The organism is Halopseudomonas bauzanensis, from assembly GCF_900114735.1.
GTDB classification, from domain to species: domain Bacteria; phylum Pseudomonadota; class Gammaproteobacteria; order Pseudomonadales; family Pseudomonadaceae; genus Halopseudomonas; species Halopseudomonas bauzanensis.
Genome location: NZ_FOUA01000001.1, coordinates 483,250 through 507,934 on the forward strand (window position 1 = coordinate 483,250; position 24,685 = coordinate 507,934).

The 24,685-nt window shown below is 60.0% G+C and carries 22 protein-coding genes; 3 read left to right on the forward strand and 19 right to left on the reverse strand.

All coding sequences use genetic code 11. From position 1 onward, the window contains the following. Positions 1-61: 61 nt before the first annotated feature. The 11 genes from fliJ to fliS (BM267_RS02360) form a co-directional block, all read right to left on the reverse strand. Positions 62-514 carry a flagellar export protein FliJ gene (gene fliJ / locus BM267_RS02310; RefSeq protein WP_074778104.1) on the reverse strand — a complete coding sequence of 151 codons (453 nt, stop codon included), beginning with the start codon at positions 512-514 and terminating at the stop codon, positions 62-64. Next, the gene (fliI, locus tag BM267_RS02315) at positions 507-1,856 is read right to left on the reverse strand and encodes a flagellar protein export ATPase FliI (RefSeq protein WP_074778102.1); all 1,350 of its coding nucleotides are present in this window, start codon (positions 1,854-1,856) and stop codon (positions 507-509) included. Before fliI ends, fliJ begins: the two co-directional genes overlap by 8 nt. Beyond that, positions 1,843-2,640, reverse strand: coding sequence for a flagellar assembly protein FliH (gene fliH, locus BM267_RS02320; protein ID WP_074778100.1), 798 nt, complete (start codon positions 2,638-2,640; stop codon positions 1,843-1,845). Before fliH ends, fliI begins: the two co-directional genes overlap by 14 nt. Before the next feature lie 33 nt (positions 2,641-2,673). Then, positions 2,674-3,693 carry a flagellar motor switch protein FliG gene (gene fliG / locus BM267_RS02325; RefSeq protein WP_036990070.1) on the reverse strand — a complete coding sequence of 340 codons (1,020 nt, stop codon included), beginning with the start codon at positions 3,691-3,693 and terminating at the stop codon, positions 2,674-2,676. Further along, positions 3,686-5,413 carry a flagellar basal-body MS-ring/collar protein FliF gene (fliF, locus tag BM267_RS02330; protein ID WP_074778098.1) on the reverse strand — a complete coding sequence of 576 codons (1,728 nt, stop codon included), beginning with the start codon at positions 5,411-5,413 and terminating at the stop codon, positions 3,686-3,688. Before fliF ends, fliG begins: the two co-directional genes overlap by 8 nt. 35 nt (positions 5,414-5,448) lie before the next feature. Then, positions 5,449-5,784 carry a flagellar hook-basal body complex protein FliE gene (fliE, locus tag BM267_RS02335; RefSeq protein ID WP_074778096.1) on the reverse strand — a complete coding sequence of 112 codons (336 nt, stop codon included), beginning with the start codon at positions 5,782-5,784 and terminating at the stop codon, positions 5,449-5,451. 94 nt (positions 5,785-5,878) lie between these two features. Further along, entirely contained in the window at positions 5,879-7,297 is a 1,419-nt protein-coding gene (locus BM267_RS02340) for a sigma-54-dependent transcriptional regulator (RefSeq protein ID WP_074778094.1), read from the reverse strand. Next, positions 7,294-8,484, reverse strand: coding sequence for a sensor histidine kinase (locus BM267_RS02345; protein WP_074778092.1), 1,191 nt, complete (start codon positions 8,482-8,484; stop codon positions 7,294-7,296). Before BM267_RS02345 ends, BM267_RS02340 begins: the two co-directional genes overlap by 4 nt. A 109-nt stretch (positions 8,485-8,593) precedes the next feature. After that, entirely contained in the window at positions 8,594-10,075 is a 1,482-nt protein-coding gene (locus BM267_RS02350) for a sigma-54 dependent transcriptional regulator (RefSeq protein ID WP_074778090.1), read from the reverse strand. 233 nt (positions 10,076-10,308) lie between these two features. After that, positions 10,309-10,605 carry a flagellar protein FliT gene (locus BM267_RS02355; RefSeq protein WP_036988792.1) on the reverse strand — a complete coding sequence of 99 codons (297 nt, stop codon included), beginning with the start codon at positions 10,603-10,605 and terminating at the stop codon, positions 10,309-10,311. 19 nt (positions 10,606-10,624) lie between these two features. After that, positions 10,625-11,005, reverse strand: a complete 381-nt coding sequence (gene fliS / locus BM267_RS02360; protein ID WP_074778088.1) for a flagellar export chaperone FliS — start codon at positions 11,003-11,005, stop codon at positions 10,625-10,627. A gap of 186 nt (positions 11,006-11,191) precedes the next feature. Here fliS (BM267_RS02360) and BM267_RS02365 point away from each other — a divergent pair, with 186 nt between their 5' ends. Together BM267_RS02365 and BM267_RS02370 are read left to right on the forward strand one after the other, a co-directional pair. Then, positions 11,192-13,444: a sulfatase-like hydrolase/transferase gene (locus tag BM267_RS02365; protein ID WP_074778086.1), complete on the forward strand. Its 2,253-nt coding sequence runs from the start codon at positions 11,192-11,194 to the stop codon at positions 13,442-13,444. A 275-nt stretch (positions 13,445-13,719) separates the two neighbouring features. After that, positions 13,720-14,625, forward strand: coding sequence for a DUF4351 domain-containing protein (locus BM267_RS02370; RefSeq protein WP_074778084.1), 906 nt, complete (start codon positions 13,720-13,722; stop codon positions 14,623-14,625). 263 nt (positions 14,626-14,888) lie between these two features. Here BM267_RS02370 and fliS (BM267_RS02375) read toward each other — a convergent pair whose 3' ends face one another. The 6 genes from fliS (BM267_RS02375) to BM267_RS02400 all read right to left on the reverse strand — a co-directional run bounded on the left by fliS (BM267_RS02375) (position 14,889) and on the right by BM267_RS02400 (position 21,373). Continuing rightward, positions 14,889-15,257: a flagellar export chaperone FliS gene (gene fliS / locus BM267_RS02375; RefSeq protein ID WP_074778082.1), complete on the reverse strand. Its 369-nt coding sequence runs from the start codon at positions 15,255-15,257 to the stop codon at positions 14,889-14,891. A 3-nt stretch (positions 15,258-15,260) separates the two neighbouring features. Then, a complete protein-coding gene (gene fliD / locus BM267_RS02380; protein ID WP_074778080.1) occupies positions 15,261-16,730 on the reverse strand; it encodes a flagellar filament capping protein FliD in 1,470 nt (489 codons plus the stop codon). 199 nt (positions 16,731-16,929) lie between these two features. Beyond that, the gene (locus BM267_RS02385; protein WP_083392384.1) at positions 16,930-17,289 is read right to left on the reverse strand and encodes a flagellar protein FlaG; all 360 of its coding nucleotides are present in this window, start codon (positions 17,287-17,289) and stop codon (positions 16,930-16,932) included. A 73-nt stretch (positions 17,290-17,362) separates the two neighbouring features. Next, on the reverse strand, positions 17,363-18,796 hold the full coding sequence (locus BM267_RS02390; RefSeq protein ID WP_074778078.1) for a flagellin: 1,434 nt from the start codon (positions 18,794-18,796) through the stop codon (positions 17,363-17,365). A gap of 889 nt (positions 18,797-19,685) precedes the next feature. Next, positions 19,686-20,468 (reverse strand): 2-keto-4-pentenoate hydratase, encoded by a 783-nt coding sequence (locus BM267_RS02395; RefSeq protein WP_074778076.1) that lies wholly within the window; start codon positions 20,466-20,468, stop codon positions 19,686-19,688. Beyond that, complete coding sequence (locus tag BM267_RS02400) at positions 20,465-21,373, reverse strand: TauD/TfdA dioxygenase family protein (RefSeq protein WP_074778074.1); 909 nt, start codon at positions 21,371-21,373, stop codon at positions 20,465-20,467. The genes BM267_RS02395 and BM267_RS02400 overlap by 4 nt, the downstream gene beginning before the upstream one ends. 110 nt (positions 21,374-21,483) lie before the next feature. Between BM267_RS02400 and BM267_RS02405 the strand changes: the two genes are divergently transcribed. Beyond that, positions 21,484-22,518 carry an AraC family transcriptional regulator gene (locus BM267_RS02405; RefSeq protein WP_074778072.1) on the forward strand — a complete coding sequence of 345 codons (1,035 nt, stop codon included), beginning with the start codon at positions 21,484-21,486 and terminating at the stop codon, positions 22,516-22,518. Positions 22,519-22,529: 11 nt separating this feature from the next. On the opposite strand, the gene BM267_RS02410 is transcribed toward BM267_RS02405, so the two are convergent. Next, the gene (locus tag BM267_RS02410; protein WP_074778070.1) at positions 22,530-23,771 is read right to left on the reverse strand and encodes an NAD(P)/FAD-dependent oxidoreductase; all 1,242 of its coding nucleotides are present in this window, start codon (positions 23,769-23,771) and stop codon (positions 22,530-22,532) included. Positions 23,772-23,931: 160 nt separating this feature from the next. Continuing rightward, entirely contained in the window at positions 23,932-24,636 is a 705-nt protein-coding gene (locus BM267_RS02415) for an SDR family oxidoreductase (RefSeq protein WP_074778068.1), read from the reverse strand. Positions 24,637-24,685: the final 49 nt, after the last annotated feature.

The window sequence follows — 24,685 nt, forward strand, 5'->3', positions numbered from 1 at the left end:
CTACCCAGGGAAAATTACCCTTTTATGTAATTGCGAACCAGATCACAGTTTTTCTCGGAACTTAATCGAACTGCCTGTAAACAAAGGCACGCTGGGTCAGTTCATCCAGCAGCTTCTGTTCCTGCTTGTCGGCCCGGGCGCGGGCTTCATCGCGGTATTTTTCAATCAATTTGCGCAGGGCTTCGACCCGCTGATAACGCTCCTGCCAGGTGGCGCGGGCGCGCTCCAGGCTCTGCTGATGCCAGCCCAGGGTCTGGCGCTGCTGTTCGATGGCGGTCTGCATCTGCGCCATGAAGCGCTGATAATTGAGCAGCCACTCCCGGCCGACCCCTTCCCCGCCGCGCTGCGCCCAGCCCTTGGCGTATTCGCCACTGTAGTGCTCCAGATCACGCAGTCGGGCCGTGGCCTCATCAAGTTGCTTCCGGCATTCGCCGAGCATGCCGGCGGCCTTCTTCTCCTCATCCAGTGCCAGATCCAGTACCGGCGTCATGCGCCGTACGCGGCTGTCACTCATTGATCAATTGCTCCATGGCCGCACGGCTGGCGGCCAGATCGAAGCTTTCGCGCAGCCCCTGGCGAAGGAACCCCTGGATTCCGGGAATCTTGGCGATGGCCTTGTCGGTCATCGGATCGGAACCGGCAGCATAGGCGCCGACGCTGATCAGGTCGCGATTCTGTTGATAGCGTGCGTACAGCTGCTTGAGCAGTTGCGCCTGTTGCAGATGTTCCGGCGGTACGATCTGCGGCATGGCCCGGCTGATCGAGGCCTCGATATCGATTGCCGGATAATGGCCCTCTTCGGCCAGCCGCCGCGACAGCACCACATGACCATCCAGAATGGCTCGGGAGGCGTCGGCGATCGGATCCTGCTGATCATCGCCCTCGGACAGTACCGTATAAAAAGCAGTAATCGAGCCGCCACCCTCCTCCGCGTTGCCCGCCCGCTCGACCAGCGCCGGCAATTTGGCGAACACCGATGGTGGATATCCCTTGGTTGCCGGCGGCTCGCCGATGGCCAGGGCGATTTCGCGCTGGGCCTGGGCAAAGCGGGTCAAGGAGTCCATCAGCAGCAGCACATTCTTGCCCTTGTCACGGAAGTACTCCGCCACCCGCGTGCAATACATGGCTGCCCGCAGGCGCATCAGGGGTGCATCATCCGCTGGAGAGGCGACCACTACCGAGCGGGCCATGCCCTCTTCGCCGAGAATCTGTTCGATGAACTCCTTCACCTCCCGGCCCCGCTCGCCAACCAGGCCGACGATGGTGATATCCGCCTCGGTAAAGCGGGTCATCATGCCCAGCAGCATGCTCTTGCCCACGCCGCTGCCGGCAAACAGGCCCAGACGCTGGCCGCGGCCTACGGTGAGCACGCTGTTGATCGCCCGAATGCCCACATCCAGCGGCGCCTCGATGGGATGGCGCTTGAGTGGGTTGATCACCGGGCCCGCCAGGTCGACCCAGTCTTCGCATTTGAAGGGGCCCTTGCCATCCAGTGGTCGGCCGATGCCGTCGAGTACCCGGCCCAGCATTTCGTTGCCCATCGGCAGCTTGCCGCCACCGGCTGCGGGTACTACCCGTGCTCCGGGCTGCAGCCCCTGCATGCGATCCACCGGCATCAGATAAATCTTGCTGCCGGCAAAGCCCATGACCTCGGCCTCGACCCGGGTTTCACCTTGCGGACTGTCGCTGATGACGACGCAGCGACTGCCAACCGGCGCTTGCAACCCTTCGGCTTCCAGCGTCAGGCCGACCATGCGAATCAACCGGCCCTCGACTATCGGCGCCACAGGCAGCTCAGTCGCCGCAGCATAGCGCGACAGGCGACGGGCGAAGCTGATGCGCTCAGGGCTGGTCATCATCAGCCTCCGCACTCACCGCGGAGATCATCAGGTCGGGCTCCGGTGGATGGGCGCGTTGCTCGCGTTGTTGCTCGTAGAGTTGCTCGATGATCTGCTGCAGGCGGGTTTCACGGGTCGCGTCCACCTGGCTGTGCTCGGTTTCGACCCGGCAGCCGCCGGGCCACAGTTGATCATCTTCCAGCAAGCGCCAGCTTTCCTCATGGCGCTCACGGATGTGTTTGACTGCCTCGAAATCGGCAGGGTTGAGATAGATGCGGATATTGTCAGCGCCCATCGGCAAGGCCTTGAGCGCGCCGCGCAGCACCTGGGCAATCTGGCTGGAATCGGTCTGCAGTTCGCGTTGGAGCACCTGGCGCACCATTCCTTCCACCAGCTCGAGCAGCATGTCCTCGATCTGGTCGTCCTGCTGCTGCATGGGTTCCAGCAGTTGAGCCATGAGCCCTTCCAGCTCGCCGAGCCGCGCCTCCAGCCGGGTTTTCGCCTCCTGCTGGGCCTTGAGTTGGCCGGAATGAAAGCCATCGCGCTCGCCCGTGGCAAAACCTTCGTTGTACGCCTCGGTGCGGATTTGCTCCAACTCCTCGACCGTGAAGGGTTTGACCTCGGGCTCCGCCTCAAACTCATCTTCCACCAGGGAGTCCGACTCGGCTGCTGGCGGTACATCCGGCGCGGCGGTTTCCCGCGGGACATGATGCGGCGCCTCATCGAAGCTGGGCATGTCCCAGAGATTGAAATCCTGCAGCTGATCCGCGCGGATCAGCTCGCTATCCTTTTTCTCGGTCATTCATTCACCTCTGCACCGCAGTACAGGACCTCGTCAGATCATTTCCTCGGAGCCCTTGCCGCCGAGCACGATTTCGCCGGCATCGGCCATGCGCCGCGCAATGGCGAGAATTTCCTTCTGCGCCGCTTCCACTTCGCTGATGCGCACCGGCCCCTTGGCTTCGAGGTCATCCTGCAACAGCTCCGAGGCGCGCTTGGACATATTACGGAAGATCTTGTCCTTGATGGCCTCATCCGCGCCTTTGAGCGCGATGACCAACACATCGGTGGACACCTCGCGCAGCAGCGTCTGGATACCCCGATCATCCACATCGGCCAGGTTGTCGAACACGAACATCAGATCCTCGATCTTGTTCGACAGGTCCTCGTCCATCTGCCGGATGGATTCTATCAGCTGCGCTTCGGTGCCGCTTTCAAGATAGTTCATGATATCTGCGGTGCGCTTGACCCCACCCATATTGGCGCGGGTGGTGTTGGAGTTGCCAGCGAACTGCCTTTCGAGAATTTCGTTGAGTTCCTTGAGCGCGGAGGGCTGCACGGTGTTCAAGGCAGCCACGCGCAGCAATACATCCAGCCGCACCTTGTGGTCAAAATAGCCGATCACCTCAGCCGCCATGTCCGGGTCCAGGTAAGCCACCACAATCGCCTGGATCTGCGGGTGCTCGTAGCGGATGACATCCGCTACCGCACGCGGCTCCATCCACTTGAGACTATCCAGGCCGGAGGTGCTGCCGCCCATGAGAATACGATCGACCAGGCTGTTGGCCTTGTCCTCGCCCAGGGCCTGGGTAAGCATGGTACGGATGTAGCCATCCGCGCCAACACCGAGCCCGGTCTGATCGCCAGCCACCTCAATGAAGTCGGCCATCACCTGCTGCACATGATCGCGCTGCACGGTGCGCAGCGACGCCATGGCGCTGCCGACCCGCTGTACTTCCTTGGGGCCCATGTGGCGCAACACGGCGGCGGCGTCAGACTCGCCCAGGCTCAGCAGGAAGATTGCTGCCTTGTCGAGCTTGCTGAGTTTTTGCGTGCGTTTGGCTTCTTCACTCATCTGCATTGATCCACTCTTTCACGACCTGTGCTACCCGTCCCGGGTCTTCCGCCAGCAGGCCCTTGATGGCGTTGAGTTGCTGCTCGTAGCCGGCGCCCGGCGGCGGCAGCAGCACCGGCCCGCTGGCCGGCGCGGAAAGGCTGACGGTATCGTCGCGCAGGTCGTCTGCCAACAATCCGTCATCATTCAAGGCTGGATAGCCACCGCTTTCACCGACCGCGTCACGATTGCCGCCACTGAGACTCTTCAGCACCGGGCGCAGCACGCCGAATACCAACACCAGCACGAACAGAATACCCAGTGCCTGCTTGGCGATATTCCAGAACCAGGGCTGGGTCCAGAACGGCACTTCCGGAAGCTCGCTCACGTCGCCAGCGGGGACGAAAGCGCTGTTGATCACACTGACACTATCGCCACGGGCCTGATCATACCCCACGGCGTCGCGCACCAGTTGCGTCAGGCTGGTCAGTTCGGCTTCGCTCAGCGGCACGCTGGTTACCTCGCCGGTCTCGGCGTTGACCTGCTGACGGTTGTCCACCACCACCGCGACGGATAGGCGATTCAACCGGCCCTGTTGCTGGCGGGTATAGCTGATCTGCCGGTCCAGCTCGTAATTACGGGTGGCCTGCTCGCGGGAGTCGCGCGGTGGGGCCAGTACCACCGGCTCGCCGGTTTCCGGATCGATCACCTGCTCCGGTACCTGGGTGGTACCGGGGGGCTGGTTGCTCAAGGCGCCCGGGATACCCTGCGGCGATTGTCCGGCAGCGCGCTGCTCGTTGACGACCTGCTCACTGCGCAGCGAGGACTCGGGATTGAAATTTTCGGAGGTGGATTCCATGGTGCTGAAGTCCACATCGGCGGAGACCTCGGCTTTATAGTTGCCGGTGCCCAGCACCGGCTGCAGGATATTGTGCACCCGTCGGGTGAAGGTTTCCTCAAGGCGACGGGTATGGTCGAACTGGCGGCCGGCAATGGTCAGTTCGTTCAACTCGTTCTGGTCCGACAACAGATTGCCCTGCTGGTCGACTACCGTAACCTGATCCTTGCTCAGTTCGGGCACGCTGGTCGCCACCAGATTGACGATGGCCATCACCTGTGCCGGCTCCAGCTTGCGACCAGCATACATCTCCAGCAGCACCGAGGCGCTCGGCTTGCGATCATCACGCACAAATACCGTGGAACGCGGCATGGCGATATGCACCCGCGCCGCCTTGACGTTGTACAGGCTGGAAATAGTCCGCGCCATTTCACCTTCCAGGCCGCGACGGTACTGGGTCGCTTCCATGAACTGGCTGGTGCCCAGCCCCTTCTCGCGGTCGAGAATCTCGAAGCCCAGATTGCCATCGCCCTGATTGACCCCGGCGCTGGCCAGCCGCAGCCGCGCGTCGGCCAGGTCTTCAGCCCGCACCAACAGCGCACCGCTGCTGGGCTCGACCTTGTAGCGAATCCGGCTCTGCTGCAACACCTCGATCACCTGGGTGGCATCAAGATTGTCCATGCTGCTGTACAGCGGACGGTACTCCGGTTGCTGCGACCAGAGCACAACGGCGAAACCGATGGCAACACTGGCCGCCAGCCCCACCAGCAAGCCGAACTGGCGCAGCATTGGCAACTGCGCCAGGTTATCCAGAAAGCTCAGCCCCATGAACGGCTTGCGCGAGCTGGCAGCGGCCGGGTCAGGTCGGGTAGCGGGGGTGTTCGGAGTGCTCGCAGCATCCATCAATCAAATCCTCGATAACGAAACAGCGGGCTGAATCAGATAGGCATCTTCATGATGTCTTCATACGCGGTAATCAGCTTGTTGCGCACCTGGGTCATGGCCTGGAAAGCAACGCTGGACTTCTGCGAGGCCACCATCACTTCCGCCAGATCGATCCCCGGCACCCCACGCTCGTACCCGGTCTGCAACTCGCTGGTGGTCTTCTGCAATTCATTGACGCGGTTGACTGCCTGCTGCAACAGATCATCGAACGCCGGCGCGTTCACATCCTGCGCCACCGGTGCCACCGCCGGCTGCGGACGGCTCATCGCCTCCATCTGCATGGAACGCATCTGCAACATCAGACGATTGAATTCGACACCCTGCGTCATGATTCCTCCAGGCCGTGGATATTTTGACGGCAAAATCAGCTTTGGAAGTTATAGAGCAAGATTGGTGCCAAATTAAACCTGCCGCGACAAGCCGCTATCCGACAAACACCTTCCCTTCCACATCCAGCCCCGCATCCCGCATTTGCGCCAACTTATATCGCAGCGTCCGTGGGCTGATACCCAGCCGCTCCGCCGTCTCTTTACGCCGACCGCGTTCTGCGCGCAGAGTGTCGATGATCAGCTGAAACTCGCGCTGCTTCACGTCATGTCCCAACCCGGCACCGGCTACCGGGCTGGTCGGCACGGCGTACAGCTGACTGGGCGCCGGCAGCGGCGCAACCAGAGGCATTGCCATATCGGCTGGCATGATCGCGCTACCGGGCGCAGTGGCCAGACACAGGTCCTGCGCCCGAATCATTCCACCCTGCTGCAAGATCAGCGCGCGTTGCACGGCATTATCCAGCTCCCGCACATTCCCCGGCCAGGCATGCTGTTGCAGTGCCTGACAAGCATCCGGCGCAAAGCGGACCGGGCTCTGATTCATTTTGCCGATATGCTTGGCCAGCAAACGCTCGGCGATCGGCAGAATATCCGCTGGCCGGCCACGCAATGGTTGCCACTGCAACGGGAAGACGCCGAGCCGGTAGTACAGATCCTCACGGAACCGCCCGGCAGCCACCTCAGCCGGCATGTCGCGGTTGGTGGTGGCAATAATGCGGATATCCAGCTGGATCAGCTTGCGTCCACCAACCCGCTCGACCTCCCGTTCCTGCAGCACACGCAACAGCTTGGCCTGCAATGCCAACGGCATCTCGGAAATCTCGTCCAGCAACAGGGTGCCGCCATTGGCCTGCTCGAACTTGCCCGGCGCTGCCGCCACGGCGCCGGTAAAGGCACCCTTCTCATGACCGAACAGCGTTGCTTCAAGCATGTTCTCCGGAATCGCCGCGCAGTTGATGGCGATATACGGCTGACTGGCACGGGGCGACTGCTGGTGAATATAGCGCGCCAACACCTCTTTGCCGGTCCCCGACTCGCCGGAAATCAACACCGTTGAGTCACTGGCAGCTACCCGCTGTGCCAGCTGCAGCAATTGCTGGCTGGCCGGATCGGCCGCCACGGGTCCATCATCCGCGCCAACTTGCAGCCGCCCCTGGGCATGCTGCGCTATCAAGCCCAGGAGCGCCGAGGGCTCGAAGGGTTTGACCAGGTAATCCACCGCACCCATGCGCATGGCTTCCACTGCATTCTGCACCGTGCCATAGGCGGTCATCAGCAGCACCGGCAATTGCGGATGCCGCTCGCGCAATACCTGCAGTAGAGCGTGGCCGTCCATGCCCGGCATGTTCACATCGCTGATGACCATCGCCACCGTGTGCCGCTGTAGCAATGCCAGCGCCTGCTCGCCATCGGCAGCCTCCAGATAATCGTAACCGCCCAAGAGCAGGGTATCGGCAAGTGCTTCGCGCAGTGCCCGGTCATCTTCCACCAACAGAATGCGTGGTCCGGTCATGCTGGCTGGCCTCCGAATGATTGCACCGGCACGACCAGCTCCGCCCAGGTGCCCTGGCCGGCTCGACTCCGCAGCAGGAAAGCCCCGCCATGGGCGTGGGCTACTGATTTCACCACCGATACTCCCAACCCGGTGCCCTGGGACCGCGTGGTATAGAAAGGCTCACCGATTTTCGCCAGTTCCGCCGCCGTCATCCCACGCCCGGCGTCCACTACACTCAGACTCAACCGCCCTTCCTGCAGGCGTTGGCAGACCTTCAGCCGCGCGGCAGGTGCGCCGGCCTGTATGGCGTTGTCAATCAGATTGAGCGCCGCACCGATCAAGGTTTCCCGGTTACATTGCAGCTGCACGCCCGCCGGGCAATGGTCCTCCCAGCGGCAATTCGCTGCGGATTCCTCGATCAGCGTCTCGGCCTGTTGCTGCAGGCTGGCAAAGAGGTCGTTCGCGCTCACCAGATCGGTCAGCGGCAGATCACCCTTGGCAAACAACAGCATATCCCGCACTTGCTGCTCGATGGTTTGCAGGCGATCTTTGAGCCGCTGGCTGAAGCGTTGGCGGTGCGTGACCGAGAGCTCCGGCTGGTGCAGATGGCTGGCATATAGCAGCGCGGTGGACAGGGGTGTGCGGATCTGATGCGCCAGCGAGGCGACCATCCGCCCCAAAGCGGACAGCCGCTCGTTGCGCGCCAGTTGGGATTGCAGACGACGGGTTTCGGTGAGATCGGTCAGCAGGATAATCTGCCCCGGCTCACCGTGCAGGGAGCGCGTTGCCAGTGACACGCGACGACCGCTACGCAGAGATACTTCATGGTAGTCATCATCACGGGGGGCAAAGCGGTCGCGGATCAGTTCGCGCCAGAGCTGACCTTCGAGGGGCTCGCCGAGCAAGTCGCGGGCCACCGGGTTGGCTTCACGCACCACACCACGGCCGTCCAGTACGATGACGCCACCGGGCAATAGGTCCAGGAGGTTCTGCAGACGGCCGGCCAGGCAGGCTTTCTCGGCCAACTCGCGGGTGCGCTGGGCATTGACCTCGAGCAGTTGCGCCTGCAACTGCTCAACCTGCTGTTCGAGCAGCCCATGCGACTCGCGCAACTGATCGGACATCTGGCTGAACAGGCCGTAAGCCTGTTCCAGATTTTCCTTTTCCTGCGTGTCCTGCGGCAGATTTGGAGCAGTGGCAACCATCACAATCCCCTGATAAAAACACTACTCGGGGGACTCAAGCAAGGGCTGTGCCATTAAAAATAATTAGCTATAAATCAATAGGTTGGGCTATATACAACTGATTATACCGTCAGGCTTCTGACGCTTCCTTGTCGCCGCCGCCATCGCCATCACGCTGCATACCGTACTTACGCATTTTCTCCACCAAAGTGGTGCGGCGAATACGCAACCGCTCCGCAGCGCGCGCAACGACATAATTGGCTTCGTCCAACGCCTGTTGAATCAGCGACTGCTCCAGACCAGCCAGATGGTCCTTCAGATCGAGCCCCTCAGGAGGCAAGCCCGCCGGATTGTCCAGCGATGGTGCGCCGGGTTGCCAGACGTTTTCTTCCCCCTCCTTGTGCAGTTGACGCAGGTCGTCATGGTCGTCGTCAACATAACGGAACTTACGCGGCAACTCGCCGACTCCGATCACCCCATGGGGGTGCATGATTGCCATACGCTCGACCAGGTTGGCCAACTCCCGCACGTTGCCCGGCCAGGGATGCTGACACAGGGACATGATGGCCGCGCTGCTGAAACGAATGGAGCCTCGCCGTTCCTTTTCCAGCCGGGTGATCAGCTCATTGAGCAGCAACGGCAGATCCTCGATACGCTCGCGCAGGGGCGGCATCTCGATGGGGAAAACGTGTAGACGGTAGTACAGATCCTCGCGGAAGGTGCCGTCGATGATCATCTGTTCCAGATTCTTGTGCGTGGCGGCAATCACCCGCACATCCGCCTTCTGCGGCTTGTTGCTGCCCACCCGCTCGAAGGTGCGTTCCTGTAATACCCGCAGCAGTTTGACCTGCATGCTCATTGGCATGTCGCCGATTTCATCCAGGAACAGAGTACCGCCAGCAGCCAGTTCAAAACGCCCAGCGCGGCTGGTAATCGCCCCGGTGAAGGCGCCCTTTTCATGGCCGAACAACTCGCTTTCCAGCAGCTCCGCGGGAATCGCCCCGCAGTTGACCGGTACGAACGGGGCATCTTTGCGCTGGGAATGGTAATGCAGATTGCGCGCCACCACTTCCTTGCCGGTGCCCGAATCGCCGAGAATCAGCACCGTGGCCTCGGTATCGGCCACCTGCTTCATCATCTGCCGCACGGCCTGAATCGGCCGACTGGTGCCTACCAGACTGCGAAACAGGTTCGGCTCGCGCTGGCGCTTGCGTTGCCCGTCGTCGAAGACCTCACGATAGACCTGTGCCCGATGCAGGGTATCCAATAACTGGTTATAGCTGAGTGGCGGCTCCAACACACTCAACAGGCGCTGGCGCAGCTGTTCCGGCCAGTTGGTTATACGTTCGCGGCCCAGCATCACCACCGGCAAGTGGGCATCCCACTTATCGAGCTGGCTGATCAGCGCATCCGTCCCCACCGGATGCTCGCACTGGCCCACGATCACGCATTTGACCGCCGCAGCAGAGGACAGTTGCGTGGCAACTTCTTCCTGCCACGCAGCCGAATTGGCGGACAGTGTATCTTCCCCGAGAAATCCGAGAATCAGATTGAGATCATGGCGGCTACGCGGACAATCATCGATCAGCAGGATATGGCTATTGAGCTGCATGAGAGGCAGGAGGTCCTTTTTCCAGTTACACGCACAAAGCAATGGCATAGAGCCATAACTGCGGGTACAGAAGTAAAGGTAGAGGGATTGAAGGTACGAGTCAAATACTTGGCGCACTTTTATGGTGCTACTGATCGGATAGATGATCTATGACAATCATCACCCCTATCATCATCCTCGGCGCAAGCCGAGGATCCAGCCTACCGACCAACTATTAAGTGGGAGAGCGAAACTCAGCTGAACATCTGATAAACCTTGGCGCCTTGCCGGCTGCGCTGCACGCCCTGCAGCTCCTCGGCCAGCTTGCCCTGCACCGCCTGGCATAGACCAATCACCTCGCGATAGGTCTCGGACAGCGAACTCAGCAATTCGGCCAACGCCACTTCATCCCGGTCCGGCTGGGCCATGGCCTGCTGCACCTGCTCGCGGCACAGCCGATCAAGCTCGCCCACTTGCTGCCAATCTCCCGCCTGCACTGCAGTGATCAGCGCCTTGTGGGTTTCCTGCAATTGTTCAACGGCAACGGCCATGACTAATCTCCCGGGTGGCTCAGGACTGGCGAATGCCATCCCAACCCTCTTTGATCTCACGCAACAGTTTGGCGACGTCCTCCAGCATGGCCGGATCGTTCTTCAGGTTCGCCTGGCTCAGCCGCTGTTGCATGAAGGCATAGAGATTATCCAGATTTGCTGCTATTTCGCCACCTTTCTCGGTGTCGACTGCATCACGCAAACCACCAATAATACCCATCGCCTTGCCGATCAGCTCACCCTTCAATCCGATATTGCCATACTCCATCGCCCCCTTCGCCTGCGCAATCCGCTGCAGCCCGCCTTCCAGCAGCATCTGGATCAGCCGATGCGGATCAGCCTCGGTCACCTGAGCGTGGACGTTGACGGTCTGGTATTGCTTCATGGCATAGGCATTCATGGGACAGGATTCCTGAAGATGTGTTTCACATACTTCAGCTATCGGCAGCGAGCGGGAAACTTGAGAAGAAAATTTCTCCCAGCGCGCATTTGACCCGATGGCAAACCGCTACTATTTTTCACCTATGGCCATCTGCAGGCACTGGGGTGGAACAGCGATCGCGGTACTGATAACAGGGAATCGACAATGAGTACGCGCCACACTCTTCTGGCCGGCTTGTGCCTGCTGGCCTTCACCGGCTGCAAATTCGGTTCAAGCTCCAGTTCCGATACCACCCCAGTTCCGAATACCCCGCCTAACATTCTCTTCATCGTCATCGATGACGCCGGTGTGGACCAGTTCGCCAGCTTCGGTTACGGCGGCGCGCAACCGGCGCAGACCGCCAGTATCGACGCCATAGCCCAGGCCGGCGTGCGCTTTCGCAATACCTGGTCGATGCCCACCTGCTCGCCGACCCGTTCCACCTTCTTCGACGGCCGCTATCCGTTCCGCAGCGGCGTACGTAACGCCATCGTCTCCAATGACCTGGCCAACTCCCAAGTATCACCCTACACCCTGACCACCCCCAGACTGCTTCGCGAGCAGGCCGGCTACGTCAGCGCGCTGATCGGCAAGATGCACCTGACCGGCTCCGACCTGAACCCGGACAACCACCCGCTGGGTGATGACGCCATGCGCGAACTGGGCTGGGATTACTTTGCCGGTTACCTGGATGGCGCGCCCTACCCGATCGACACCACCGCCGGCGGGGTCGGCCCCGAAGGCACCTACCAGTGCGGTTTCGTACCCAATACCACCGCCGACGCCGCCATCGGCGCCGATTACGGTGTCTGCTACCTGCCCGACGGGCATACCGGCGGCAGCCATCTGTTGATGACCGATCCGGACAGCTACCCCACACCCGGCCGTACTTGCCTGGAACTGGGCGGCATCCTCGACCCACGCAGCAGCGCCTACAATCCAGCGCGGCACGCCGAGCTGAACTTCAATGTGCAGAACGGCCATTACACCGGTGACTGGAAGATCAACCACGCCGATGGCAGCAACCAGCACCTGACCGTCGACCAGCCAGGTGCCCGCGGCTACCGCACCACCCTGGAAACCGACATGGCCATCGATTGGATCGAGCAGACCAGCGAGCAACAACCCAATGCCCCCTGGATGCTCAGCCTCGGCTATTCCACCCTGCACGCCCCACTGCAGCCGCCGCCAGCCAGTCTGCTGCCCAACCCCGATGCCACTCTCAGCCTGATCGGCTGCGGCACCCCGGTGGCTGAGTCCCTGACGGACCTTGGCATCCTGCCGGTGGAGCCGATCGACCTGGCCGACTTCGCCCAGCAACGGGCGGTGGCCCAACACATGCTGGAGGCCGTCGACCATGAAATCGGTCGCCTGTTGGTCACCACCGGTATCGCGCTGCAACAGGATGACGGCAGCCTGACCTACAACCCCGACAGCAACACCGTGGTAGTGATCACCAGCGACAACGGCACCTACATGCCCACCGTCAAACTGCCCTTCGATCCCCTGCGGGCCAAGGGTTCGCTGTACCAGACCGGGGTCTGGGTACCGCTGATCGTCGCCGGCCCCATGGTCAACCAGAGCGACCGCGACGTGCCACACATGATCAACAGCACAGACCTGTACAGCCTGTTCCATGAAATCGCCGGCATCGACGCCAGCAGCCTGCCCAACGCATTGCAACTCGACGCCCAGCCGGTCATGTCTTACCTGACCGAACCGGAGCAGAGCGCCATTCGTACCAGCAACTTTACCGAGCAGGGCACCAACATCAGCGCCACCACCCCGGCCCCCTGCGTCATCCCCGCCGCCAACACCTGCGTGCAGATCTTCCCGCAGCAGGGCGTCTGCGAAGACCAGAGCGGCGTCTGGTACGGCCCCGGCAGCGACATCGACCCGAACGGTTTCAGCTCCTGCTGCGCGGTCAATGCCTATCTGGAAAGCCAGGGCCAACCCGCCACCGTGCTGTTCCCCCAACACCAGAGCGCCCTGCGTAATGAGGATTTCAAACTGGTGCGCATCAGCCGCCTGGACTGCGCCACCGACACCTTGATGAGCACCGAGGAATTCTACGAGGTAAACGAAAGCACCAACCCAGCCCAGCTCAAGCTCGACCGTCAAGACCAAGACCTGCTGGCAAACACCCCGCCCGATCAGTTGACCAACGAACAACAGGCCAATTTCACCGCGCTGCGCGACGAACTGACCACACTCCTAGCCAGCGGAATCGACTGTCCCGGCGATGGCAACGGCGACCTGCAGGTGAACCAGACCGACCTGGACCAATGGACCTACTGGAGCGACCCGGCACAAGGCGGCGGCTACTCCAGCTGGTACGACTTCAACCACGACGGCCTGACCGACGAAGACGACAGAATCATCATCGAAGCCAATATGGGGAATAACTGCCGGATCTAACCCCTCCGGCAACACCGACGCCATGGACGGCCGGGTTCCATCCCGGTCAGCGCCATCTCAGGCCAGCACATTGCCCGGAATGCAGCTCACGCCTTCTTACACACCCGCTGCAATCAAGGATATGCAAACCGGAAGCCCGGTCCCCCGGGTTGGCGAGCCCCCGCTCGCCGACAGAATCAACCTGCCAACCCCATCACACCCTGCCGCATTGATCCTGTCCATATCCCGTCACTCCTGCAATCCTGCACTCACATACCGCCCATCAAGGAAGCGCTATGGCCCACAGCCACGATCAGAATTTCAAGAATCTGATCCTGGACTATCCCCAGCAGGCACTGGAGTTCTTCGCCGCGCAGGAAGCAGTTGGTCTGGATCAACAGGTACGGATTACCGCGGTCCGTCAGGAACAACTCAAGGAGCGCCTCGGCGACCATTTTCGCGAACTCGACGTACCGCTACTGGTTGAATGGCCGGACGGACGCCGGGAGACACTGCTATTCGCCATCGAAGAAGAAACCGACCCTACACGCTTTTCCATTCGCAGACTGGCCCACTATTGCCTCGACCTGACCGAGTTGATGAAAACCGACCGGATCGTGCCGGTGGTGATCTTCCTGCGAACCAGCAAGCATATTCCAAGATATCTTGAGCTGGGTGGCGACCGCCACACCTACCTGTCCTTCCACTACCTCAGCTGCGAACTGTCCAGGCTGGAGGCCAACGACTGGCTGCACAGCCCCAACCTGGTCGCCCGCCTCAACCTGCCCAACATGCATTGGCAACCGGAACAGAAGATCGACATCTACGCCAGCGCCGTACGCGGCTTGCAAGAAATGGAGCCAGACCTGGACAAACAGGTCAAGTATCTGGACTTCATCGACATCTACACCGCCCTGGATGATAATGACATGCGTGAATATCAAGAGCGTTACCCGCAGGAGACAAACAAGATGAGTGGATTGCGAGAGCGTTGGTTGAGTGAGGGGAAGGAACAGGGAATTGCTCAAGGCATAGAGCAAGGCGAACGCAGCCTACTGTATCGTCAACTGACTCGCCGCTTCGGCCCACTGGACGCTCCCACCGAAGCTCGCCTGCAGAGGGCAACGGCTGCCGAGCTTGAGCGCTGGGCCGACAACATCCTCGAAGCCCACACCCTCGAAGAAGTCTTCACCCTCCACTGAGCCACTTGATGAGTGGCTCATCCCTCGGGTCGGCGAGCCCCTGCTCGCCGACAGCCCTCAGCCGCTCAAAATCACAGGCGTAGCGCAGACGCGCTACACCCCCAGGCCCTGCCGAGAGCCTCCCCCCTGTGAGGGACTCCCAGGGAGAACACCAACTCACTGAACCTCCACTCCCAAAAACAACAAACCCCAGCCAAAGCCAGGGTTCATTTCAGCAGCTCCGTACTCTCCCGGGGTGTAGCGCGCCTGCGCTACGCCGGAAATCACTTGGGCTCAATCGCATCCCATCCTTCCTTGAGTTCTTCCAGCAGCTGCTGCACTTCATCCAGCGAACGCGGCGTATCGTCCAACGCCACGCCTGCCAGTTTGCGGGTCATGTAGTCGTAGAGGCCATCCAGGTTCTCGGCAATCTCGCCGCCCAGATCCTTGTCCAGCGAAGCCTGTAACGCGCCGATAATGCTGATGGTGCTGCTCACCGCTGTACCGCGCCGCTCCGGGTTGCCGGTCGCCTGGGCGTGACGAGCGAGCTTCAGGCGCTCGATTGCACCAGCCAGCAACAATTGCACCGCGCGGTACTGGGATACTTCCTGCGCCAGATTGACCTGCTTGTAGGTATCGATAGGGCTTTTCATGGTTTACTTCTTGTTCTGGTTGACGACGCCGGGCAGGCTGTCGAGTTGGGCGGTCAGGAAGGAGCTGGTGCTGTTCATTTGTGAAATCAGCGCATCCATGGCGTTGAATTGGGCGAACAGGCGCGTTTCCATCTTGCTCAGCCGCATGGCCAGCGTTTCCCGCTGATCATCAACACCGCCGGGACCGGTGAGAGTGTTCTGCAGAGCCTTGGTGCGGTTATCCAGAATGCCGCCGCTTTCGGTGAAGGGCTTGACCCTCTCTTCCAACCGTCCCATCAAGCCCTGCTCACCAGTAAAGAAGCTGCTGACCTGCTCCAGATTGTTATCCAGTGCCTTGTCCAGCTTGTCATTGTCCAGCTTCAGCTTGCCGTCGCGCTCGGTGCTGATGCCCAGATCTGCCAGGATGCGTATGCCCTCGCCGCTGGCCGGTGATCCCAACTCGCTGCGCATGGCGTTCATGAAGGAGCGTACCGATGAATCACCCACCAGAGCGGCTGTGAGGGGTTCAGAATCTCCATCGGCGATTGGCGTCACATTGGTCAGCGCATTGACGCTGTCGAGCATCTTGTTATAAGCGTCGACAAACTCGGTAATGGATTTCTTGACGCCGGCCTGGTCCACTGCCACGCCGAGATTGACGGTTTCGGCATTATCCAGCGCTTCCTGCGACTGCGCCGCCTTGAGAGTCAGTGTCACACCCTCGATGGCATCTTCAACAGTATTGCTGGCACTGCTCAGGTTGATACCGTCAATGGCGAAATTCGCATCACGGGAATAGCTGATTACTCGGGCCGCGCGGGGGTTGTCAGCATCCACAGGAGTTGGCTGAAAGTCTGCGTCAGTGCCAGACGGCGGCGCAAATGCCAGCGCGCCCAACTCACCTGTTGCGTCCGACACCGCCACGCTGATGTCATTGTCGGTACCCGATGCCGTTGAACTCAGCACCAATCGGGCACCGCCCTCACCGCTCGGGTCATTGACGATGGTCGCGCTCAGCCCCATCTCCTTGCCGGCCGCGTTGATCGCATCGCGGATACCGGTCAGGCTGTTGTTACCCTCGCCCACGTCGATATCCAGTGATTCGTCGCCGACATTGATAGTCAGGGTACCGGTACCCAGCGCATCGCTGGCGTTGTCGAACCCGGCCAGCGCGACCTTGCTGGTCTGCGCCAGGTTGAACACCTGCACGTTGTAATTGCCGGCAACCGCCCTGGAGTCGGCGGTGATACTGACAATGCCAGCTGCGCTGGAAGTGGCACTGCGCTTCTCGAACAGAGAGGCATCATTCAGCTTGCCGAGGGCATCCTGGAAGGTCGACAAGGCACTGCGAAATTGCCCCAGTGCCGAGACCTTGGAGGTGGTAGATTTTTCCAGTCGATCAAGTTGGGCGGTCTTTGGCGCAGCCTCTGCATTGAGCAGTGCCTTGACCATGCCGTTAACATCCATACCTGAGCCGATACCGGTAATTGCCATAATCCTACCCTCTACGACCGTTTATTGACGGTTCGCCGCTGAAAATGAAACCTCACACTACCTAAGCAGAAATCATGCCAGCCTCTACAGGCCAGGCCGGCGAGGACGCATACCAGGATCTTGTGGGAGCGGCCTTGGCCGCGAAGCCCTTCTGGCCCGACCATTCGCGGCCAAGCCCGCTCCGACAGCTTCGCCGCTATCAGACCTCGCCACTGAACAATACACTGCGAATCTCTGACAAGTTCTCCGCCAGCCGCAACGCTTCCTCCGAGGGCATCTGGCGGATAACATTCCCCGTGCTCGCCTCGGTCACTTTCACCACCATGCGGCCGCTGTCATCATCCACCTGAAACTGGATATTGCGTCCGGCCGCCTGTACATAATCCTGCATATCCGCCACCGCCGTCAGCACCTGCTCACGATCCGGTTCGGTCATGCTGTCATTCTTCCGCACCTCGGTCACCGGTTGGGCGACAGTCGCGGCTGTTATCTCGTTCGTTCTGGCAGCAGGCGCGACAGCCCCTACCCCAGCCCTGTTGTTGAGCGATCCCATATCCATGGTTTTTCCTCCACACAGGACAAAGCGGGAGAAGAGTCGCCCCTTCCCCCGCCAGTCATACCGCTAACTTACCTTAGCCCAGCAGGCTGAGGACTGCTTGCGGCAGTTGGTTGGCCTGAGCCAGCATCGCAGTACCAGCCTGCTGCATGATCTGGTTCTTGGCCAGGTTGGCAGACTCGGCTGCGTAGTCGGTGTCCATGATGCGACCACGTGCGTTGGAAGCGTTTTCAGAAATGTTCTGCAGGTTGCTGATAGTCGACTCGAAGCGGTTCTGCACGGCACCGAGGTCAGCACGGGTGCTGTCTACCGAGGCAATCGCGTCGTCCAGGGCCTGGATGGCTACTTGAGCGTTTTCGACATTGAGGACATCCAGACTATCCAGGGTGTGAGTTCTAGAGCTCGCCACGACAGGGCCAGTAGCCGCCACTTCTGCTGCAGTCACATTATCCAACCCAGTGGCAGCTGTGCCGCCTGTCACTGTGAACGTTTCAGCAGAACTCAAAACGATAGCGCCCGACTCTTCAGAAGCTCTTACACCGGTAATATCTGCTTCGGCGTTGATAAGATCAACAGCGTCACTAAGGGTCGTGTTAGCTGCAATTACGACGTTATGACTATTAATGACAAGAGTTTCATCAGTACCAACAGTTCCGTACGTACCACCGGTAGCTCCCCAAGTAGGCGTATCTGTGGCAGCTGTCAACCCAAGTGCATCAACGCCAGCACCGTCAACTGTGAAATCGCTTAGCGAACTCAGATCAATAGCACCAGTATCACTCTTGCTGGCCGTTACACCGGTACTTGCGTTATTGATCTTGTCAACAATCTTGTCAACAGTATCACCTTTTTCAAAATTGACGAGAGTGCCATTCAGCTTGACGCTGGTCGCGTCATTCAACTTATTGTCTTCAAAACCAAGAGTGGTAACGACCCCATCAGCATCAGTTACACCTGTTTCCACTGCGCTGCCCGCGGCACTGGCCAGAGTCGATTGGCCACTCAGGCCTTTGGCACTCATATCACCAATACTGAAAGACAGCGTTTCACCAGCATTGGAACCAACCTGGAAGCTCTCACCGGACAAAGTACCGTTCAGCAGGCTCTTACCACCAAAGGTAGTGGTTTCAGCAATACGGGTCAGCTCACCAGACAGGTTGCTGAACTCCTGGTTCAAAGCCTTGCGCTCTTCCGCAGAGTTGGAACCATTGGAAGCCTGCAGAGCCAGGTCACGCATGCGCTGCATGATGTTGGTGGATTCTTGCAGGGCACCTTCAGCGGTCTGTGCCATGGACATACCGTCGTTGGCGTTCTTGACAGCAACATTCAGACCGTTGATCTGACTGGTCAGACGGTTGGAAATCTGCAGGCCGGCTGCGTCGTCTTTCGCACTGTTGATCTGCGAACCGGAAGACAGACGCTCCAGCGAGGTGGACAGGGCATTGGTAGAACCACTCAGGTTGCGCTGAGCGTTCAGGGAAGCAATGTTGCTGTTTACTGTCAGGGCCATGGGTAATTCTCCAATTAGACCGAAATAATGTTTGCCTGAGCTTGCGACTCATGTGCCCATCACCTCAGGCAACCATAGTGTTCGCATTCAGTTTCTGTATCGGCGTGCTGGCGAAGAGCTTTAATCATTTTTCAAAAAACTTTTCGCGGTGCCTTGACAGGCTGGGAAGCAGCTGTCGCCGATGTAGGGGTTATCGGGCGGGACGGAGAAAGCTTTAGGGTGATTGCAGGAAAAGGGATCAGCTACATTCCCCAGCTGGCAAATAGCACGGGACGATGCGTAGCCTCTACTCGACCAACCACCTTTCCCGGGATTGATCTTCAGGTCTGATAAAGGGGAGTTCCATCCAGAAGGTTTGGCTAGCGCTCGCCAGGCTGGCAAACGAGTGCCATCGATACCATCCGAAATACCTGCACCTGCTTGATGAGTATGCAGCCATAAAGCTCAAAGGGGAGCTTTCGCTCCCCTTAATGGTGTTCTTGTTGTTCTTGAGCTTTTCTTGTTCTTTTAAGCCGGTGGCATTGCCGCCCTGGAACCCATCCCGGGTTGCTTAAAGCAAGCGGATTGCTTTGGATGCGCAGGAAGTTGTTCCCCCATTCTCCAAAAAAATCAGTTTGCTGCACTCGCACGTTTTGTTCTTGTTATGTGTGGAGCTGAATCTTGTTTTTGTTATTGAGTTTTGCGCTTAGCGTTATTATTTTTATTGTGATCAAATACAAAGCAGATAGCGTGCCACCTTTAACATTACGTTTAAAATCAATAAGTTACTAAAAATCAGCAATACCGAAGCCAGTCCCGAATGGGCCAAGTGATACCTTTCACCCCGTTCGAGTGTTACCGCTTACGCGCGAGCGGTAGCAGAAAAAGGGCCAGGTACGCTTTCCCGGGCTCAGACTACGGCGCAACCAAGCCTGCCCAGGTAACCCATTTCCAGCTCCAACCGGTCGCCGGCCTGAATCGGTACCATTGGCCCCAGTGAGCCGGACAGGAGGATTTCTCCGGCCTGTACCGGGTTGCCGTCACGCGCCCGCTCTTGCACCAGCCAGCGACAGGCGTTCCAGGGGCTACCCATGCATTGGCTGGCATTGCCCTCGGCTATTGGCTTGCCGTGATTGGTCAGGGTGGCGCTCAGTTCTGTCAGCGCTAGGGGATCAGCTGGGTGGTACTGTTCTCCCAACATGAAGCCGCCCGATGACAGGTTGTCAGCGACCGCCTCGAACAATGAACGAGGGCCGCCTTGATAGGCCGAATCACAGATTTCCAGCGCAACCGTTACGCCGGAGATCGCTTGCTGCAGGGCCACATCAGTTATTTCCGGATCATCGATGGCAGCGGAAAACAGGAATGCCACTTCCATCTCAAGCTTGGGCAACAGGAACTGACTGATGTCCAGCGAGCCGCCATTGACCTGCCAACCGCTAAGCAGCGTCGCAATCAACGGACTATCCAACCCCAGCGCCGCTTGCATGCGCGTATCGGTCAACCCGAGCTTGCTGCCGGCAATGGTCTGTCCATCGGCCAGATAGCGGGTTATCAGGCATTCACTTACCTGTTGCGCCTGTTCCAGCGTCGCCAATGGATAGCGCTCGGCCAACCCTACTCCGGGCTGGCGTTGCCGTCGGGCCAGGTAGAGCTCATCAGCGAGAGCGTTTGGCTGGAAGTCCTCGCTCATGGCTGATCCGCCTGTTCCGGCGCCTCGCCGACGACGGTGCTACGGAACATTTCCCGGCGTGCCCCATGATAGTCCGACAATGGCAAGTGCCAGGTGCAGCGGTTGTCCCAGATCGCCAGGGTGCCTGGTGCCCAGCGCATACGACAGGTGAAGGTCGCCGCCGAGGCCACCGAGAACAGGTAATCGAGGATCGGACGAGACTCCTCGGGTTTCATGCCCTCGATACCGAGGGTGTAGGCTGGATTGGCGAACAGGACGCTGCGGCCGGTTTCGGGGTGTTTGGTTACCAGGGGATGGGAGCGCACCTCATCGTCCACCGACTCGCCATAGCGTATGTTCATGCTTTCCAGACCCGCATTGTGTCGGCTGTTGGGGCCATAGGCGGCCTCCGGGCTATGAACGCCACGCAGGTTGTGCAGCATCTTTTTCATCGCCGGAGACAGCCACTCGTAGGCCAGATACATATTGGCATACAGGGTGTCGCCACCACTGGCCGGCACATCATGGCCATAGAGCAAGGTGAAGGCCGGCGGGCGTTCCTGGAAGGTCCAGTCGGTATGCCAGGCGCCGCCGAAGATGACCGGCGAACCTTCGCTTGCTTCCTTGACTACGTGGACGAGATTCGGGTGATCAGCCATGGTCTTGACGTAAGGTTCCTTGCCGAATTCGCCAAAGCGCTGGGTCACCGCCTCGAACTGGTCGAGACTCAGCTGCTGGTCCCGGATAAACAGAACCTGGTGATCCATCAATGCCTGGCGCAGTTCTGCCTGGCCTTCTTCTGACAGCTGGTTGAGGTCGATACCCGTCACATCGGCGCCCAGTGAACCAGCCACTGGCGTTGCGATGAAATGGTGATAATCCCGGGCTGGATTGTTGGCTGCAGTGGTATAGAAGAATTCACGCATGGCGGCGTTCTCTTGTTGTGTTTTGGCTACAGTGCTGGAAGCTGCCGCAGCAAACCATGATAATTACTGCCATCCCATGACTTTTACTGCCATCCTGCCGGGAGCATCATATGGATTGGCGACAGCAACGCGACAACACCAATATCCGCTACCTGTTACAGGTAGCAGCAACCGCTGGTATATCCGCCGATGCCTGCCTGGCAAATACCGGTTTGCAGCAGCAACGATTGGCTGAAGGCAGTGGATACCAGCTGTGGCAGGAGTTGGCTGCCATTCGCAATCTGGTAGCGCTCCGGCCAGATCCCGGCCTCGGGATGCAGATGGGGGATTGCTATCACCTGACCTGCCTGGGGCTGCTGGGCTATGCCATGTTGTCCAGCCCCAATCTCTGGGAAGCAATCCGGATCAGCAGCCGTTTTCGCTCATTGTCGCTGGCGATCTGCCCGGTCACGCTTTCGCTCTGCGAAGAGGGAGTGTGGATGTCTCTGGATAGCAGCGTGCTGCCCGAGGATGCTCGCGACCTGGTGGTCGGGCGTGGGCTGACGGCCTGGCTGCGGCTATTCGGCGAATTGCTGCAGCGCCCCTTCATGCCTTTGCGGATATCCCTGTCTGGGTCGGGGCCGGCGCTGGCCGATCGTTACCGCGATTATTTCAGCTGTCCCATTGCGCTCGCGCAATCCCATGACGGCATGCTGATCGCCCGGCAGGATCTGGACAGCCCGCTGCCTCTTGCCAACACCCAGACCCAGCGCAGCTGCGCGCTGCTATGCGAGCGTCTCTGCGACGGGCTGGCTGATATACAGGGCACGCTGGCACGGCGGGTACTGCAACAATTGATGAGTCATTCCGGCAAACCATGCCGTGCCGACGAGATAGCCGCCCGCCTGGGCATGTCAGAGCGCACCCTGCATCGCCGGTTGGCGGATGAGAAACAGCCGTTCCGCATATTGCACGATCGGGTCAAACGCAATCTGGCGGAACGGCTGCTGCGTGACAGCATGCTGGGGCTGGAAAGCATCGCGCAACAACTGGGATATGCCGAGGCCGCCAGTTTTTCACGGGCCTTCAAGCGCTGGAATGGAGTATCCCCGGACCAGTGGCGTCGTCTTCAGGACGACAACAGCGTGGCCCGAGCACTTACATAAGGGCAGACACGTCAGAACCGGTCCACCGCAAACGGCGTCATATCAATCGCCGGCGTTTCCCCATCCATCATCTGCGCCAGCAATTCGCCAGTCGCCGGCCCCAGGGTAAAGCCCTGGTGACCATGCCCGAAGGCCAGCCACAGGCCGTCTTTGCCCGGTGCCGGGCCAATGACGGGTTTCATGTCCGGCATGCATGGACGGGCGCCTTTCCAGGGCTCGGCGTCGCGGCGTTTACCAAGCGGAAAGAGGTTGCGGGCGGCGCGTTCGGCGGCGGCGAGTTGTTTGTATTTGGGTGGGGCGTTGAGGTCGGCGAGTTCTGCGCCGGTGGTCAGGCGAATGCCGGCGCGCATGGGTTCGAGCAGGAAACCGCGTTCGGCGTCCATCACCCAGTGATTGAGCGTGGCGCCCTGCTCTGTCGAGTAATGCATGTGATAGCCGCGCTTGACGAACAGCGGGACGCGAATGCCCAGTTGCATCAGCACATCGCTGGACCAGGGGCCGAGGGCGACCACCACCTGATCGGCTTCGAGTGCGCCTTCACTGGTGGTCACGTGCCAGCCATTGCCTTCCCGGGTTATGCCCTCGACACTGGCCTGCAACAGGCGACCGCCCTGCTCTTCGAAGTTGCGCGCATAGGCTTGTACCAGGGCGCCCGGGTCCGACACCATCCACGGTTGGGTCCAATGGATGGCGCCGACCAGTTCCCTGGCCAGGTAGGGTTCCGCTGCCTGGAGCTGTTCGGCTGAAAGCACTTCGTATTCCACGCCGAAGCGCTCGCGGTCTTCGCGGGCCTTTGCCACGCGCTCATCCAATGCGCTCTGGGTGCGGTACAGCTCCAACCAGCCGCCCTTGCGGATCAGGTCTTCAGCGCCGGCAGCTTCGATCATGGGGGCGTGGGCATCCTGGCAACGCATGATCAGCGAGGCCCATTCCTTGACGATGCGGTCGTAGCGCGCCCCTCCGGAGTTGTGCCAGTACTGCAACAAGGGGACGGCGGCGCTGACCATGCCGGTGGGGCGGTAGCGGATGTCCACTTCGCGGTTGGGCAGTACGCGCAACAGGGTGCCGAGATCCCGTGGGAAAGCGTAGGGGCGCACGGCTTCGCGCTGGATAATGCCGGCGTTGCCGAAGGAGGTTTCGCGGCCTGGCTCGCGGCGGTCGACCAGCGTCACGCGATGGCCGCGGCGCGCGAGGTGCCAGGCAACGGAAACGCCGACCATACCGGCGCCAAGGACGAGGATGTTACGCGACATGAAGAACTCCTGGCTGTAGGACAAGGGGTGCTGGTGCTATGGGAGAGAGTCTAGCAAGGGTTTGGGTGGGTTGGGTCCTGAGAGATGTGGACGAGCTGATGCTCGTCCCTCCCAGGAGAAGCCCAAGGTCGGGGCTCGATAAGGGCGATCTATGCTTGCCTTACCAGGGATGCAGTTCGCCATTCCATTTGAAGAAGCTGCCGCTGCTCTCCAGTATCAGGTTATCCGCTACGGACTGGATGCCACTGGCGCTTTCCTGGGGTGTGATGTCGGCGTTGGGGCCGCCCATGTCGGTCTGAACGTAGCCGGGATGCACCGTGGCGATGCTGACGCCCTTGTCCTTGAGGTCGATGGCCAGGCTCAACATCAGCCGATTGACCGCAGCCTTGGTGGCACCGTAGACATACATCCCGCCGTAGGGCCAGGTGGAGGCAGCGATCTGGCTGCTGACGGTCAGTGCCTTGCCCTTGGCCGCGATGAGGTTGGGCAGCAGCGCTTGTACCAGTCGAAATGGGCCGATGGTCATGACTTCAAACGCCTCGCGCCAGGCGGCAAAATCCTCATCAGTGAACGGGGCCTGCGTCAAACTGTCGGTTCGGCCGCCGATAATGCCGGCGACGTTCAGCAAAACATCGACAGCAGTATTGCCCAGGGCCTGGGTGATGTTGTCGATCGATTGGCCGTCGGCCATATCAACCGGATGCAACGTCAGTTTGCCGGCAGCGCTACTGGCGATCTGCTTGAGCTCGGTTGCCTGGTCCGGATCGCGGCAGAGTGCGTAGACGCGGTCGCCGCGGGCCACATAGTTTCTGACCAGAGCGAGTCCGATACCACGGTTGGCACCGGTAATGACGATATTGGCCATCGCCTGTTCTCCTTGATGAAAAGGGATGAGTGACGATGCCAGAGTCTGA

What these genes read in the sequence shown, in the direction of transcription:
- BM267_RS02340 (WP_074778094.1), bottom strand. Translation starts at nt 7,297, where the DNA reads ATGACCGGACCACGCATTCTGTTGGTGGAAGATGACCGGGCACTGCGC.
- BM267_RS02385 (WP_083392384.1), bottom strand. Translation starts at nt 17,289, where the DNA reads ATGGATATGGGATCGCTCAACAACAGGGCTGGGGTAGGGGCTGTCGCG.
- fliF (WP_074778098.1), bottom strand. Translation starts at nt 5,413, where the DNA reads ATGGATGCTGCGAGCACTCCGAACACCCCCGCTACCCGACCTGACCCG.
- BM267_RS02345 (WP_074778092.1), bottom strand. Translation starts at nt 8,484, where the DNA reads ATGGTTGCCACTGCTCCAAATCTGCCGCAGGACACGCAGGAAAAGGAA.
- BM267_RS02390 (WP_074778078.1), bottom strand. Translation starts at nt 18,796, where the DNA reads ATGGCCCTGACAGTAAACAGCAACATTGCTTCCCTGAACGCTCAGCGC.
- BM267_RS02400 (WP_074778074.1), bottom strand. Translation starts at nt 21,373, where the DNA reads ATGCGTGAATTCTTCTATACCACTGCAGCCAACAATCCAGCCCGGGAT.
- fliS (WP_074778088.1), bottom strand. Translation starts at nt 11,005, where the DNA reads ATGAATGCCTATGCCATGAAGCAATACCAGACCGTCAACGTCCACGCT.
- fliH (WP_074778100.1), bottom strand. Translation starts at nt 2,640, where the DNA reads ATGACCGAGAAAAAGGATAGCGAGCTGATCCGCGCGGATCAGCTGCAG.
- BM267_RS02410 (WP_074778070.1), bottom strand. Translation starts at nt 23,771, where the DNA reads ATGTCGCGTAACATCCTCGTCCTTGGCGCCGGTATGGTCGGCGTTTCC.
- fliJ (WP_074778104.1), bottom strand. Translation starts at nt 514, where the DNA reads ATGAGTGACAGCCGCGTACGGCGCATGACGCCGGTACTGGATCTGGCA.
- BM267_RS02365 (WP_074778086.1), top strand. Translation starts at nt 11,192, where the DNA reads ATGAGTACGCGCCACACTCTTCTGGCCGGCTTGTGCCTGCTGGCCTTC.
- BM267_RS02370 (WP_074778084.1), top strand. Translation starts at nt 13,720, where the DNA reads ATGGCCCACAGCCACGATCAGAATTTCAAGAATCTGATCCTGGACTAT.
- fliS (WP_074778082.1), bottom strand. Translation starts at nt 15,257, where the DNA reads ATGAAAAGCCCTATCGATACCTACAAGCAGGTCAATCTGGCGCAGGAA.
- fliD (WP_074778080.1), bottom strand. Translation starts at nt 16,730, where the DNA reads ATGGCAATTACCGGTATCGGCTCAGGTATGGATGTTAACGGCATGGTC.
- BM267_RS02350 (WP_074778090.1), bottom strand. Translation starts at nt 10,075, where the DNA reads ATGCAGCTCAATAGCCATATCCTGCTGATCGATGATTGTCCGCGTAGC.
- fliI (WP_074778102.1), bottom strand. Translation starts at nt 1,856, where the DNA reads ATGACCAGCCCTGAGCGCATCAGCTTCGCCCGTCGCCTGTCGCGCTAT.
- BM267_RS02415 (WP_074778068.1), bottom strand. Translation starts at nt 24,636, where the DNA reads ATGGCCAATATCGTCATTACCGGTGCCAACCGTGGTATCGGACTCGCT.
- fliE (WP_074778096.1), bottom strand. Translation starts at nt 5,784, where the DNA reads ATGACGCAGGGTGTCGAATTCAATCGTCTGATGTTGCAGATGCGTTCC.
- BM267_RS02405 (WP_074778072.1), top strand. Translation starts at nt 21,484, where the DNA reads ATGGATTGGCGACAGCAACGCGACAACACCAATATCCGCTACCTGTTA.
- BM267_RS02355 (WP_036988792.1), bottom strand. Translation starts at nt 10,605, where the DNA reads ATGGCCGTTGCCGTTGAACAATTGCAGGAAACCCACAAGGCGCTGATC.
- BM267_RS02395 (WP_074778076.1), bottom strand. Translation starts at nt 20,468, where the DNA reads ATGAGCGAGGACTTCCAGCCAAACGCTCTCGCTGATGAGCTCTACCTG.
- fliG (WP_036990070.1), bottom strand. Translation starts at nt 3,693, where the DNA reads ATGAGTGAAGAAGCCAAACGCACGCAAAAACTCAGCAAGCTCGACAAG.